The sequence below is a fragment of the Oceanobacillus aidingensis genome (genome assembly GCF_042654105.1).
GTDB classification, from domain to species: Bacteria; Bacillota; Bacilli; order Bacillales; family Amphibacillaceae; genus Oceanobacillus; species Oceanobacillus oncorhynchi.
In genome coordinates this window covers 63,405-78,022 of record NZ_JBHSFT010000008.1, presented here as the reverse complement: position 1 = coordinate 78,022, position 14,618 = coordinate 63,405, and the positions used below count along the sequence as shown (strand labels likewise).

The window sequence follows — 14,618 nt, the reverse complement described above, 5'->3', positions numbered from 1 at the left end:
ATTTAAATAAAGGAACAATACTTGAACACAGGGCAAGAATTATTTAAGAAACAACAAAATGTAGAAGACACACCGTACATTATATCAGCATAAAAAACTAAGGCATTCCCAAAGTTTTTGGTGAACCCCTTAGTTTTGCTTTTATAAATTGGTTTACTTATTCGTCAATGGAAATAACTTCTGAAACCATTACCTGCAAATCATAAGTTCAAAATTTGCCAGTTCAAAATACTTTTGAGCCAGACTTATTTCCTTCAAAGACACTTATACGTATTAACTACATTTTCTATAGTGTATCCATACCTTTCAATAACCTCGTTACCAGGAGCTGAGGCCCCAAATGAATCAATACTCATTACAATCCCGCTATCTCCAACATATTCTCTCCATCCAAGTTTAGAGCCCATCTCAATAGAAACACGTTTTCTTATACCTCTTGGAAGAACACTCTCTTTATAGGCTTCCGATTGTATTTCAAAGCGATCCCAGCTTGGCATACTTACCACATTAACAAATATATCTTGCTTTTCTAATTCTTTTTGGGCTTCAATAGCTAGGTTGACTTCTGAACCGGCAGCAATTAAAATTCCTTCTGGTTCTTGTACCGATTTAGAAACCACATAAGCACCTTTTCTCACGCCATCTTTAGCAAGTTCTGCGGAATTCTTCAGTGTAGGTAAACCTTGTCTGCCAAGAACAAGCATCGTTGGTTGAGAAGTATTTTCTACTGCAAGTTTCCAAGCTTCTTTCGTTTCATTTGCATCTGCCGGGCGGATAACGGACAATCCTGGCATTGCGCGGAAAGATGCTAAATGCTCGATTGGTTGATGTGTTGGACCATCCTGTCCTACCGCAACAGAATCATGTGTGAACACATAAGTCACTGGGAGCTCCATTAATGATGCTAAACGGATAGCCGGACGTAAATAATCAGAAAATACAAAGAAAGTACTAATAAATGGGCGCAAGTGATGAAGTGCTAAACCATTAGCAATCGCTCCCATTGCAAACTCACGAACTCCAAAACGCAAGTTCCTTCCTTGATATTGACCTCTTTTAAAATCTCCCTCATTTGTTAAACGTGTTTTCGTAGAGGAGTCTAAGTCTGCAGATCCACCTATTAATTCAGGTAGCTTTTCTGCTAATTTATTCAATGTACTACCTGATGCAACACGTGTTGCAAGTGTATCTTCTGAGGAATACGTAGGAAGATCTATATCCCAATCATCAGCTAACTCTCCTTTTACAATGCGGTTTAACTGTTCTCCAAGTTCAGGATAATCCGTTTTATAGATTTCAAACATTTTATGCCATTTCTCTTCAGCGGTCTTTCCATTTTCTTTAATTGTTGCAAAATCCTCATATACTTCTTTTGGTACATGGAACGGTTCATATTCCCATCCGTATACTTCTTTCGTACGTTCAATTTCCTCTTTACCTAATGGGTCACTATGTGCATGATGTGTTCCTTGTAAGTTCGGAGAGCCATATCCAATTGTCGTTTTTATTTCAATAACAGTTGGACGTTCCTTATCTTGTTTCGCCTCTTCAATTGCTTTTGTAATTGCTTCTACATCATTACCGTCTTCAACATTTAGATACTGCCAACAAGCTGCTTCAAAACGTTTTTGAATATGGTCGCTAAACGAAATATCTAAATCGCCATCTAAACTGATATCATTAGAATCGTAGAGAACAATAAGTTTATCTAATTGAAGGTGTCCTGCAAGGGAAATAGCTTCATAGGAAACACCTTCCATTAAATCGCCATCACCACAAATCGTATACGTATAATGGTCTATCATTTTATAGTCAGGCTTGTTATATATTTCAGCTAAATGCTTTTCTGCAATTGCCATTCCAACACTTACTGGAATACCTTGACCCAGTGGACCTGTGGTTGCCTCTACTCCAGGAGTAATTCCATATTCCGGGTGACCAGGTGTTTTACTTCCCCACTGCCTGGTCTGCTTTAAATCTTCGATAGTAATAGGATACCCAGATAGATGTAATAAATTATAGAGAAGATTAGACCCATGCCCAGCAGAAAGCACAAATCGATCGCGATTAAACCAGCTTGGGCTTTCCGGGTTAATACTTAAATGTTTTTTCCATAATGCATATGCCATTGGTGCCGCTCCCATTGGCATTCCTGCATGCCCATGCTGAGCTTTCTCTACACTGTCAATTGTTAATGTTCGAATGGTATTGATGGATAGTTCAGAAATGGTATAATCTTTCGTTGTCATTAAAAATCTACCTCCAATATAAGATTAACTCTCTTTTATGATGTGATAGAACAAGTGCATATATTTTCCAACTATATGTACTTGTTCTACAACGTACTTTTGGCTTAACCTACTTTCGTTTCTTCTGATCGATTACTATTTTTCTTTTTTCCTGGAATAATCATCAGAAGAATAATTACTGCCAAGCTAACCGTAATTGCAATCGGCCCTGCATAGTTTGCCAGACTTCCAAAGAAGATACCTGATACGCCAAAATCTGCATCAGAGAAAGTTGTATTTGCAAAACCTAAATCTCCAAGTACCGGCATTAAGAATACTGGCAAGAAGGAAATAATAATCCCGTTTACAAATGAACCTGCTACCGATCCTTTAAACCCGCCAGTAGCATTACCAAACACTCCAGCTGCTGCTCCAGTAAAAAAGTGAGGAACTACACCAGGAAGGATAATTACTCCTCCTAAGAAAATCATGATTACCATACTTGCAATACCGCCTATGAAACTTGCAAAAAAACCAATTAACACGGCATTAGGTGCATAAGTGAAAATAATCGGTACATCCAATGCAGGTTTTGCATTTGGAACAAGCTTTGTAGAGATACCTTTAAATGCTGGTACAATTTCTGCTAGAACTAGACGTACTCCTGAAAGAATAACGTAAACCCCTGCAGCAAATGTACCTGCTTGAATTAATGAAAATACAAGAAAGTTTGTGCCCCCGCTTAATTCTGCTTCAATAAATGTTGGTCCAGCAAAAAATGCAACAATCAAGTACATTACTACCATCGTTAAAGCAATACTTACTGTACTATCGCGTAAAAAACCTAAACCTTTCGGAAATTTAATATTTTCTGTAGAATTTTCTTTACTTCCTTTAAATAGTTTTCCAACTAATCCGCTCGCAGCATATCCAACAGCACTGAAATGACCTAACGCAACATTATCGTTTCCCGTTAATTGACGCATGAAAGGCTGTAAAATTGCTGGGGATAATGTCATTACTATCCCTAAAGCTACCGATCCTGCTGCAATTAACCCGAATGTGTCGAAACCGGCAACTGCCATAATAACTGCCAGCATACAAGCTAAATAAAGCGTGTGATGTCCGGTTAAGAAGATATATTTATACCTGGTGAAACGGGCAATTAATATATTAACGATCATCCCAAAAAACATAATCAGGGCTGTTGTTGTTCCATACTCGGTTAACGCCAAAGCTACAACAGCTTCATTATTTGGTACTACTCCAGACACATTAAAAGCTTCTTCAAACATGGCACCAAACGGCGTTAATGACCCGGATAGAATACCAGCACCAGCTGCAATGACGAGGAAACCAACAAAGGTTTTTGTCGTTCCTTTTACAGTATCCGCAAGACCTTTCTTCTGAGCAATTAATCCAATTAAAGCAATTAAAGCTACGAGTATTGCCGGTTCACTTAAAATATCAATCATTGTACTCATATGGAAAACCTCCTTTTTCAGTTAAGCAGTTTTTATAGATAACCTTTTTCACGCACCACTTTCTCTACTTTTTCACGCAGCTCATCCATATCAATAATACTTTCTAAAACCACAACCTCACCTAAATGACCTCCGCCATCAGCAATATCCTTAGCAAGGAAAAAGACATCCGCATCTCCAGGCGTTGCAGAACTCAAATCTGAATGAGCAACCTCTATACCTTCTACACCTAATTCTTGTAGAATCTGATTAATATTCATTTCTACCATAAAACTTGTACCTAATCCTGACCCACACACTGTTAAAAATTTCATAATACCTTCTCTCCTTCTTGGATAATAGATATAATTTCATCTATAGATTTTGTTTCTTTTAAACGGGTAATTAAAGTTTTATTCCCTAATATTTTGGTTAACTGGGCCAAAGCTTTTAAGTGCGCTTCATTGTCCACTGCAGCTAAGCAAATGAATACATCAATTTGATGATCCTCTTTACCTAATAATGCAATGGGCTGTTTTAACTTCAGCAGCGACATCCCCAATTTATTCACACCATTTTCAGGTCTTGCATGTGGAATACCTACACCCTTGCCAACATGGATGTAAGTTCCTAATTCTTTCACATTTTTTATCATCGCCTCTACATATGATTCTTGAATAATATGCTGATCAAGTAATGGAATAGAAGCTTTACGAATTGCTTCTTCCCAGTCAAGTTTCTCTTCAGTAAATTGAATCATATCTTCGGTTAGTAATTCGGATAACATCGGTTTATACACCTCTTTCTGATTACTTGTTGCGTAAAATAATTGAACGAGATTTCCGTACAGTTTTTCTTCATTGGTGACTGTTGCATTTTTTTTGATAACACTCATAATCTCATCAATCATCAAATGCTTTGATTGACTCGATAAATTAGGAAAATGTCTATAAACCGATTGTAGTAAATGTTTTTTCTCCACCAGGGTCATCAAAGGCTTCACTACAAATGTCGGCTTTGGAGATTCTACCGGTATGGTTGAAAATACTAAATCATAGTTTTGTACAGATATATCTGTAAATTGATCCCCATTAAACACCTCAGAGAAATAAATTTCAGGAAACAATTCTTTCAGCTGAGAAGCCAGCATCATGGATGAACTGATTCCATTTGCACAGACAATTAATCCGGTAATTCGCCCAATCTCCATTGTATTTTGGCGATCAATAATACTGCCAAAATGCATGGTGAAGAATCCAATTTCATCATCACTTATTTCTTTTTTTGTCCAACTTGCTAATGGCGACAAGGAGCGTTTTACAAATTGGAATAGCTCAGCATACTCTGATTGAATCGTCGTTGACAACGGATTATGAAAAGGAATTTCAAATAAAATTCGGAAATATGCAGGCACTAAATGATTAAACAAACTCTCTTTTAAAAGCTGTTTATTCTTCACAGGAAGGAGCGTATTTTTTTCAAATTCTTCAATAATCTTCTCAGATAATGTTAAAAGTCCTGGGTTGTCAACTCGTTGAATATGTTCGATTGCTGTTAATAATAAAATCGTTATCAGATATATTTCGTTTTCAGAGCTGTCTTCTCCATACAGCTGTTTGAAAAGAGAACTTACCAAACAAAATAATGATTGATTTTCTAACAGCTTCTTCTCATTCTCTGAAAAGAATAGGACTCCTTTTTCACCTGCTTGAAAAAATGTAAAATAATAAATCAATTCAATTTTTCTTGTTTTTACTAATTGCACCCCGTGTTCTGCAAGCCATTTTTGCATGACATCATTTGTCCGGTTTAAAAAATTTTCCTGATCCCATGCTCTAAGAATATAAATGATAAATTCTTCTCCCATAGATTGGCTTAATAATTGATGGATGCATGAAATGACGCTTCTCCGCTTCTCCATCTCATTTCCTTCAATACAATATCCTTCATTTCGGCTGTACCTGAAGGTCAGTCCTTTTTCCTGACAATGCTTTTTCAACCTGCGTACATCACTTAATGCGGTATTTTTACTTACTTTAAACAGAGATTGCAAGTGAAAATTAGATACAGGCTCTTTTCGGATATAAACATAGAGATAAATCATGTAAAATCGGTTATCCTCTGAAAAATTATATTGTCCTATGCTCCTATCAGAATGTAATTTTTCTCTTAAAATCTCTCTGGCTTCTTTCGAGATTTGAAAGCGTTGGTGGCTAATTTTTAACTTCGGAATGTTGAAATCTTCCAAAATTCCATTTACCTTCTCAAAATCATACATCAACTGTCGATCAGATAATTTTAACTGTTGCATCAACTCCAGCTTTGTAATCTGTTCATGGTTCATTAATTCTTCAACTAGTCGAATCGAGCGCTGATCTAACATGTTACTATCACCTCTCAATATAATTATAAAACGCTTACAACATTGTCACAACAACGTTTAGGCACAACTTATGATGAATATATTGACATAGATTGTGCTTTCCTTTTCTGGAATTGATTCTAATTCTAAGGTACTCTCAGCACTTTCAACGTCTAAATATAATGTTGATTCCGTTAGCCTTGAAATGGTCTGTTATCAATTTCAATAAAAATGAAATAAAGATAACCAAAACTTTATATAATGAAGATAATAGTATAAGAAAGTATGTTTTGATCTCCCCAAAAACAGACGGTTCTATTCGAACATTTGAAATCAGGAAAGAAATCATGAATTTATTGCGTAGTCATAAAAAAGACAACTAAAAACTCAATCCGTATTTAAAGATAGATTAGAGGAGTTTCATGATGCAAATTTTGTTTTTACTATGTTGACGGTTATCCATTTATACAAAAAATGTTAACACTCGAATGACGCGACTTTTAGCTTATACAAATATTAAAAGTACGCAACACAATATATATTCCGCCACTCTCATGTAAGTATGTTAACAGAGCAAGGGGGTGACTTAGCAACTATCATGGAAAAAGTAGGGTATGATGATATGCCAACTACAATAAGAATTTATACACATGTCACAAAGAAAATAAAAAAAGACGCTTCCGCAAAAGTGAAAACTTTATACGAAAACGTCCTTCAAGATATTATTTTAAAATAAAATGTTACCTTTTTGTGATATTTTTAGAGTTTCATCAACACTATAAAGCTCCAAAACCCTTCTATATCAATATTCAAGGCGGGATAATTACATCATCCCAGGCATGAACCACTTTGATATTTTTACTTCTATTGTCTTTTAATTACCTATTATGTAGCGAATATATTAAATGTATTTAAATAATTTTTATAATCATTGGTAATACTTTTTAAATAATTAGTGGTCAAAATAAGGTCACTTCATTTATACGTAATTTTTGAACTTTATTTTTAGCCAATTATACCACATTACAGTAGAGAGGTCTCCCCTCTCTATTTTTCTGTCTCCGCATCATCATAAGCACCAGATTTAATCAGATGCATACGTCTCATTAAATAATTCTCCAGTTCGCCCAGCCCTATCTTATGTAAACTTCTCACCTCTGACTCATAATAACCGTATGTAATTCCTGTCTGTAAATCTAACGCATCGATAAACCTTCCACCGTCTTCCCGGTCGATGAATGGTATTGTGATTTTAAATTTTTTCTTCATTATAATATACCCTCCTTTTATACTACATATACGACAAAGAGGGACTAATATCCTTCTTTTTTTAATCAGGTTCCAAATATTACATACCGAACTTTCTTGACTATAGGAACGTATATTCTTATAATTAAACGCATATAATAGATACAAACGTATATTCGTATAAGAGGTGTTTGTTGTGGATGAAATTATGATGATGGATTACAGGAATGAACCGCGTCGGGATATTATGTGTATTGATGCTAAATCCTTTTTCGCAAGCGTCGAGGCGGTCGAACGTAGACAACACCCTTTATATGCTCGTATTGCTGTTGTTTCGAAACCAGATAATCAAGGTGGTTTGGTTTTAGCTTCTTCTCCTCGCGTCAAGAAAGAATATGGTGTTAAAACCGGCACAAGGATTTATGAGATACCAAAAAAAGCAAACATAGAAATTGTAGAGCCTCGTATGGCAGTGTATTTACAAAAGAATATGGAGATATTACGTATTTTTAAGCGATATGTAGCGAAAGAGGATTTACTTGTTTATTCTATTGACGAATCGTTCCTCGACGTAACCAAATCACATAAACTTTTTGGCAGCACGCATGACATAGCTAGAAAAATACAGAATGATGTATGGAGAGAGTTGGGGTTAGTATTGACTGTTGGCATCGGTGACAACCCTCTTCTTGCTAAATTAGCATTGGACCACCAGGCAAAGCATGATGAAAAGAATGGGTTCATAGGCGAGTGGCGTTATGAAGATGTTTCTGAAACAGTCTGGAAAATAAGACCCTTAACTGAATTTTGGGGAATTGGCGGGAAAACGGAGGCAAAACTAAATCGCATGGGGATCCGGAGTATCGGAGAGTTATCGCAATATAATCTTCGTAAGCTCAAAAATAATTTCGGAGTGATTGGCGAGCAACTCTTTTTTCATGCTCACGGAATCGACCGAACGCTTTTATCAGAGGTTTACAAACCTAAAAGTACGTCATTCAGCAGAAATCAGATACTTAACAGGGATTATAAAGATAGGCATGAAATTGAGGTAGTCATTCGAGAAATGACAGATGAGAATGTGGCCAGATTAAGAAAGAATTACTTAATGACTGGTCTTGTGAAATTGTATATTGGTTATTCCAGAGATGTCGTTCAGGGTGGATTTAACCAACAGATGAAGATTCCAGTAACTGACTCATCTAAAATATTAAAAGAACATATGATATATCTTTTTTACAAGCACTACGAAGAAAATACACCTGTAAGAACGGTTAACGTCACTTTCGGCAAACTCAAACATAAGCAGTCGCTGCAACTTAATTTATTTGAACCGGCAGAAGAAACAATACAAAATGAAGAACTTGACCAGACGATTGACCATATTAGGAGAAAATTTGGATATACATCCTTGTTGCATGCTTCGAGCCTGCTTGATGGCGGAATGGCTAGGTTCCGCGCTAAGTTGGTCGGTGGCCATCGTGCTGGGGATGATAAATAATAACGTAACCCACATTATTTAATGTACAATAGGGATAAAATAAAAAACAAAAAAGGGATGAATATTGATGCCGATATATAAAGTTGGAGATAGATGGGTTGCACAAAGGTATCCAAATGATAAAAATAAAATATACGGTAAATAAAATTTGCAGATAGACCTAATCCAAAACAAAAACTTGATTAGCCCTACGATGAAGTGAGGGCTTTTAATCTTTCACCATTTTCAATATCTTATCCAGTTTTTGTTTGCTCCCTGTTTCAAAATATCCTGCAAACGGGCACCCTATTTCACGTACACGTTCTATTACGTTTCCTATTGTAAATGCAATAGGAGTCAATTCTTCATTCACTTCATGCCAATACAAAGGAGTTGAGACAGTTCCTTCTTCCGTTTTTCTTGGAGAATATGGAGCAATTAACGTTTTGTCTCGACCGTGCTGCACGTAATCAATATACAATCGGCCGTTGCGATTCTTTTTCAGGCGTTCAGTCGTAAAATCTTTGGGATACGCTTTCTCCAAAACTTTTGCTACTGCCTCAGTAAAAACCCCTGTTTCGTCATATGTCATACTTCCCTCTCGGATAGGAATATATATTTGTATTCCCTTATTTCCAGACGTTTTCACAAAAGACACAAGGTTTAAATCATCTAACATTTGCTTCAACAATTTGGCTGCTTTTACTGCTAGAGAAAAGTGTTCCCGGTCTGGTGGGTCCAAATCAAATACAATTTCTAAAGGAGTAACTTGCCCGATTCGTTGAAAAGGAACATGATATTCGATGGATCCGTGATTTGCTAACCAAACTAAGCTTTCTAACTGATTACATACAATTAAATCGTCAGTAGCATCTGATGCTAAGTAATCTGGTGCGTAATCGGGAAGGCTTTTTTGAAAGAATGATTCTTCTTCTACTCCATCGGGACAGCGAATAACTGTTAATGCACGTTGTTTTAAAAATGGCAGCATCCATGGCGATATTTCTCTGATATAGACTAAAAGGTCTTTCTTTTTAAAAATATCACGCCATAAGTACTTATCTGTATTCGAAACTTCAATAGGTATCTGTGCCATGTCTAACTGCAGTTTATCCAGTGTACAGTCAGTATAAGGTGTAGAAGGATTGATATCTCTAAAATTAGGTTCTCTCAACTCTTTACTATATAAATCCAGAGTATTGATTGTACTTGTTATAGCTGGTGGCAGATGATACAACCCATCGGAAAACTCACCTTGCTCCTTAAAAAGCTTTTGCACCGTTTCTACTGATTCTTTTGGTAGTCCATGTTTGCACGTACCAACGTTTATTAAATCATCGCCCTCTAATACATTAACAGCAAAATACCCGTTACTTGGATTATACTCTGTTAATACACCTTGAATCACTCTCCAGTTTTTAATCTTGTACCAATCATGATGATTCTTCCCTTTTTGATACGTACTGTTTTTTTGTTTCGCAATGATTCCTTCACTTTTAGATGCATTAACAACCTTCTGAATTTCCTCAATGGATGTAAATGCTTTTACGTATTTTAAAACTTTGTTATCGTTGACTGAATCCAATAGTTGATAAAGTGTTTCTTTTCGTAAGGATAAATTATTTTTAGTGAGTTTCTTCCCTCTAATTTCAGTTATATCAAATACCATTAATGATGCAGGCCTAATACTTGACTGCTTTTCAATCCGATCATTACTTTTCATTCGACCACGCATTTGAATTTGAGAAAAATTAGCTTGATAGCGATGATTTAAAACGACAAGTTCCCCATCCAATTTTAAAGGTAATTTATTTTTAAAGTAATTGTAATTTTCATTGCACCATTTAATAATCTCAGGAAATTTACTGGAGAGGTCATGGCTGTTTTTGCTTGCCAGAGTTATCTTTTTATCAACCCAACTTAATTCACACCTAAAGCCATCATATTTAACTTCATACAACCAATCATCGCCCTCTGGAATATCAGTACGTTCTATCGGTTTCATCCAATCCATATGTATCACCTCTTTTAAATAGGATGCCTCATATCTTTGTATAAAAAACATACAAATCAGCAAAATAAATTTAAAAGGAGGCACGGAAAATGCACACGATGTGGAAAGGAACCATCAGCTTTGGTCTGGTTAATATTCCTGTAAAGATGCACGCGGCTACCGAAAATAAAGATATTAAACTGCGGCAGCTGCATAAAAAATGCAAAACACCAATTAAATATGAAAAAACCTGTCCTAACTGCGGTGATGAAGAAGTTAAAAGCGAGGATATTGTTAAGGCTTATGAATATGCAAGTAACAAGTTTGTGGTTTTGGATGATGAAGAACTGGAAGCATTGAAGAAAGAGCAAGAAGATAAGGCTGTTGAAATTGTTGATTTTGTCCAGTTGGAAGAAATAGACCCCATCTATTTTGAAAAAAGTTATTATCTATCCCCTAATGAGGGCGGCTCGAAAGCATATGCGCTATTGAGAGAGGCTTTAACAGATACAGGAAAAATTGGCATAGCTAAAATGATGATACGTTCTAAAGAACAGCTTGCTGTAATCAGAGTGTATAAAGATGCTATAGTAGTTGAAACAATACACTATCCTGATGAGGTTAGAGCAGTTGGAGTTGTACCTAACGTACCTAGTCAAGAATCTGTTGGCAAAAAAGAATTAGATACTGCTAAGATGTTAATTGAGCAACTCACTACTGAATTTGAACCCGAAAAATATAAGGATGATTATCGTACAGCCTTAATGGAATTGATTGAAGCTAAGAAAAATAATAAAGAAATCGAAATCGGTGGAGAGACAAAAACAAAACCGGATAACGTGGTCAACTTAATGGATGCGTTGCAGGAATCATTGGATCGAGCTAAAAGCGATAAACCAAAAACAACGAAGCCGAAAAAGAAAACGACCACCAAGAAGAAAACAGCTGCCAAAAATACCACAAAAAACGCTTCAAAAACGAAAAAAGTTACTTCTTGATATACATAAAGCTCTCACGCTCTGTGAGGGTTTTATATATGCTTAAAATACATAACGTGGAGTTCATAAGTCCTCTGGGTTGATTGGTATGATAAAAGGAAATGGTAAGTCACTTCAAAACAGAACTAAGAATATAGAAACTAAGCATAAAGGCATTACCGTACCTTTATTACTAAGACTCTCTGAATTATAAATTAAAATCATTACTATTGACTTAACCATTAAAAGATTCCATAATTATTTCAATGTCTAAATTAGGAGGAGTTTAAATTGAACGCTATAGGTTTAAGGGTTGAGTCTAAAAAAATTAATTATTGTATCATTATGCCTGGTAAAAAAATGATAATAGAAAATCTACTAATACCGCAGGCTTTAAATGGAGATGTTCCAAGGCAACTATCATTCATTAGGACGATGTTGAATTCAATTATATGTGAATACGATATAAACCTAGCCGGTTTAAGGACGCCAGAAGGAGTGGCTCAGCAAAAGAATGTATTTAGAAGTAATTTAGAAGGTGTTATTCAAGAGCTTTTTTCAGGCAGTACTATTGAACGGTATTTTGCAGGAACTAAAACTTCTATTGCTTCTAGACTTAAAAAGGATACTACTGAAATTACAGAGGCTATTGATGGAAATAAAAATATTTTTGATGTTGAAAATTGGGATTCTTTAGATAGCATTAAAAAAGAATGTGTTTTATCTGCTTTAGCTATTCTCTCTGAGAAAGGTGAATCAATATGATTACTTTAAATCAAATACAAGCTAATTTGACATTAGATCCATGGAAAGAGATAGGAAGCGAGGGCAAGAACTCGAAAGCGTGGATTACCAGAGACAGACAGTTGGATCAGGTGCTTATACTGAAGGGAATAACCAAAGAATCACTTGAGCGACAAAATATCGAAGATTATTACTCAGAAGCCAAAATGTTAAACGAGAGTAAACACCCACATATAATGCCAGTACATTATGCTGCAGAAGATGATTCTATGATTTATATAGCAATGCCTTACTACCAGAATGGTTCATTAAATGCATTAATGGACACAGAATTTCTTTCAGTAAAGGATATAATAAAATATTCATTAGATTTTTTATCAGGTTTATTATTTATACATATTAAAGGATTACTTCATCTAGATATAAAGCCATCTAATATTATCATAGACGATACCGATAGAGCTATACTTACAGACTTTGGATTATCGAAACATTTAAACGAACACGGTTTTGCTTCACAAGATTATCAATATAAAGTTCATAGGTCACCAGAATCTTATATCTCACCGGATAAGTCCATTTTGGACGATATTTATCAAGCAGGTTTAACGATGTATAGAATGTGTAATGGGAATACTCAGTTTAAAGACCAGCGAAGTCAATTTCCTAACAATAATGATTTAAAAGAAGCGACGCAAAAAGGAAAATTTCCAGATAGAAATTACTATCTCCCTCATATTCCTAAAAAGTTAAAAAGTATAATAAATAAAATGACACACAAAGATGCTACTAAACGGTACCGAAATGTTTTAAATGTTATTAATGATTTAAGTAAGGTAGAGGAAAATCTAAACTGGAGGTTTAATAAAGTTGAATCAAGTGAAAACTCTATACTAACATTTGATGAAGAAAAATCGATTTTAAATGTTAATATAGAGTTAGTTAAAAATCAATACTTGACAAATGCGGTAAAATTAAATAAAGAGAGTAATAATTCTCGTAAGCAACACAAGTATACTGGTACCCACAATTCGGAAAAAGAAGCATTTGATTTTTTGAGGAGTAAACTATAGTGAAAGGTGGTATGAACAGTGTATAAATTAGATAAAACTAAGTATAGGTCTAATCTTGCCAATCCATATCAAAATACTTCACTTCATGAGCGCCTAATAAAAAACAAATCTATTGATTTAAGGGATAACAGCTTTACGGTTGATTACAATAATGGATATAGCGAAATAAAGCCTATCAATCCAAACAAAATATTTAAGTGATATGTAAAGCCCTCACAGCCAAGTGAGGGCTTATTTTTTTACTTAGTGTAATACCTTACATACTGCGTACTAGCAGTAATATACAGTCCGCTCTTGAGCTGATACATGTGACCATTGCCGACTTTAAATTTATCTCTAGCCACTGTAAAAACTTCACCCTCATTAACGATTACCGCTTTGTCATCCCAATTGGCGGTGTTGTAAGTCCATAAAGACGGTGTGATAACCTCGACATAACCTTGCTTACCGGAGCCACCACTACCAGATTTACGTTTTAATCCAAGAGCTTGAGCAATACCATTCGCATGTCCTAAAGCAATGCGGTCAAGGTAAGCATCTGATTTTAGCTTATTCGCATCTGCTGTCGTATCAATGAAACCATTCTCTGTTAAAACTGCTGGCATACTCGACTGACGTAACACATGGAAATTAGCACGTTTTTTGCCACGGTTTCTAAAGTCAACTTGCTTCATAACTTCTGCATGCAGTTTATCACGATAGGTTATTGTGTTATTAGATACACTTCCATTATAAATATAATCTTCATAACCAGTTCCACCACCTGCGTTAATATGAATGGATACAAAATAATCAGCTCCCCAGCTGTTTGCATCATTTGTACGTTGGGAAAGACTTCGTGTCGTGTCGCTTGTCCTACTCATGCGTATAGAGTGCCCTTCATAGTCACGATTTAAAATGTCCCGTGTTTTTAGTGCGATTTTAAGTGTAAGCACCTTCTCCTGTAAGCCGTTTGCAACTGCACCTGGATCTGTTCCGCCGTGTCCTGGGTCTAAATAAATCTTTGCCATAATAAATTCCTCCTAAAATAATTTGGGTATATAAAAAAAG

The 14,618-nt window shown here is 35.6% G+C and carries 12 protein-coding genes; 5 read left to right on the top strand and 7 right to left on the bottom strand.

Annotation, left to right across the window (positions count from 1 at the left end; translation table 11 throughout):
* Positions 1 to 254: 254 nt before the first annotated feature.
* The 5 genes from tkt to ACFO3P_RS05990 all read right to left on the bottom strand — a co-directional run bounded on the left by tkt (position 255) and on the right by ACFO3P_RS05990 (position 7,322).
* Positions 255 to 2,249: a transketolase gene (tkt, locus tag ACFO3P_RS06010; RefSeq protein WP_042532544.1), complete on the bottom strand. Its 1,995-nt coding sequence runs from the start codon at positions 2,247 to 2,249 to the stop codon at positions 255 to 257.
* A gap of 104 nt (positions 2,250 to 2,353) precedes the next feature.
* Positions 2,354 to 3,712, bottom strand: coding sequence for a PTS ascorbate transporter subunit IIC (locus tag ACFO3P_RS06005; RefSeq protein ID WP_042532542.1), 1,359 nt, complete (start codon positions 3,710 to 3,712; stop codon positions 2,354 to 2,356).
* A 32-nt stretch (positions 3,713 to 3,744) separates the two neighbouring features.
* Positions 3,745 to 4,026, bottom strand: a complete 282-nt coding sequence (locus tag ACFO3P_RS06000; RefSeq protein ID WP_042532541.1) for a PTS sugar transporter subunit IIB — start codon at positions 4,024 to 4,026, stop codon at positions 3,745 to 3,747.
* Positions 4,023 to 6,074: a BglG family transcription antiterminator gene (locus ACFO3P_RS05995; protein WP_042532539.1), complete on the bottom strand. Its 2,052-nt coding sequence runs from the start codon at positions 6,072 to 6,074 to the stop codon at positions 4,023 to 4,025. The genes ACFO3P_RS06000 and ACFO3P_RS05995 overlap by 4 nt, the downstream gene beginning before the upstream one ends.
* Before the next feature lie 1,026 nt (positions 6,075 to 7,100).
* Positions 7,101 to 7,322 (bottom strand): hypothetical protein, encoded by a 222-nt coding sequence (locus ACFO3P_RS05990; protein WP_256705886.1) that lies wholly within the window; start codon positions 7,320 to 7,322, stop codon positions 7,101 to 7,103.
* Positions 7,323 to 7,497: 175 nt separating this feature from the next.
* Between ACFO3P_RS05990 and ACFO3P_RS05985 the strand changes: the two genes are divergently transcribed.
* Complete coding sequence (locus tag ACFO3P_RS05985; protein WP_379542291.1) at positions 7,498 to 8,802, top strand: Y-family DNA polymerase; 1,305 nt, start codon at positions 7,498 to 7,500, stop codon at positions 8,800 to 8,802.
* A gap of 208 nt (positions 8,803 to 9,010) precedes the next feature.
* Here the strand turns inward: ACFO3P_RS05985 and ACFO3P_RS05980 are convergent, their stop codons facing one another.
* The gene (locus ACFO3P_RS05980) at positions 9,011 to 10,795 is read right to left on the bottom strand and encodes a DNA ligase D (protein ID WP_379542290.1); all 1,785 of its coding nucleotides are present in this window, start codon (positions 10,793 to 10,795) and stop codon (positions 9,011 to 9,013) included.
* 89 nt (positions 10,796 to 10,884) lie between these two features.
* On the opposite strand from ACFO3P_RS05980, the gene ku reads away from it, so the two are divergent.
* The 4 genes from ku to ACFO3P_RS05960 all read left to right on the top strand — a co-directional run bounded on the left by ku (position 10,885) and on the right by ACFO3P_RS05960 (position 13,769).
* A complete protein-coding gene (ku, locus tag ACFO3P_RS05975) occupies positions 10,885 to 11,772 on the top strand; it encodes a non-homologous end joining protein Ku (protein ID WP_379542289.1) in 888 nt (295 codons plus the stop codon).
* 270 nt (positions 11,773 to 12,042) lie between these two features.
* Positions 12,043 to 12,516 carry a hypothetical protein gene (locus tag ACFO3P_RS05970; RefSeq protein WP_379542288.1) on the top strand — a complete coding sequence of 158 codons (474 nt, stop codon included), beginning with the start codon at positions 12,043 to 12,045 and terminating at the stop codon, positions 12,514 to 12,516.
* The gene (locus tag ACFO3P_RS05965) at positions 12,513 to 13,568 is read left to right on the top strand and encodes a serine/threonine-protein kinase (RefSeq protein ID WP_379542287.1); all 1,056 of its coding nucleotides are present in this window, start codon (positions 12,513 to 12,515) and stop codon (positions 13,566 to 13,568) included. Before ACFO3P_RS05970 ends, ACFO3P_RS05965 begins: the two co-directional genes overlap by 4 nt.
* Before the next feature lie 18 nt (positions 13,569 to 13,586).
* The gene (locus ACFO3P_RS05960) at positions 13,587 to 13,769 is read left to right on the top strand and encodes a hypothetical protein (RefSeq protein WP_379542286.1); all 183 of its coding nucleotides are present in this window, start codon (positions 13,587 to 13,589) and stop codon (positions 13,767 to 13,769) included.
* 38 nt (positions 13,770 to 13,807) lie between these two features.
* On the opposite strand, the gene ACFO3P_RS05955 is transcribed toward ACFO3P_RS05960, so the two are convergent.
* Entirely contained in the window at positions 13,808 to 14,578 is a 771-nt protein-coding gene (locus ACFO3P_RS05955) for an N-acetylmuramoyl-L-alanine amidase (RefSeq protein ID WP_379542285.1), read from the bottom strand.
* Positions 14,579 to 14,618: the final 40 nt, after the last annotated feature.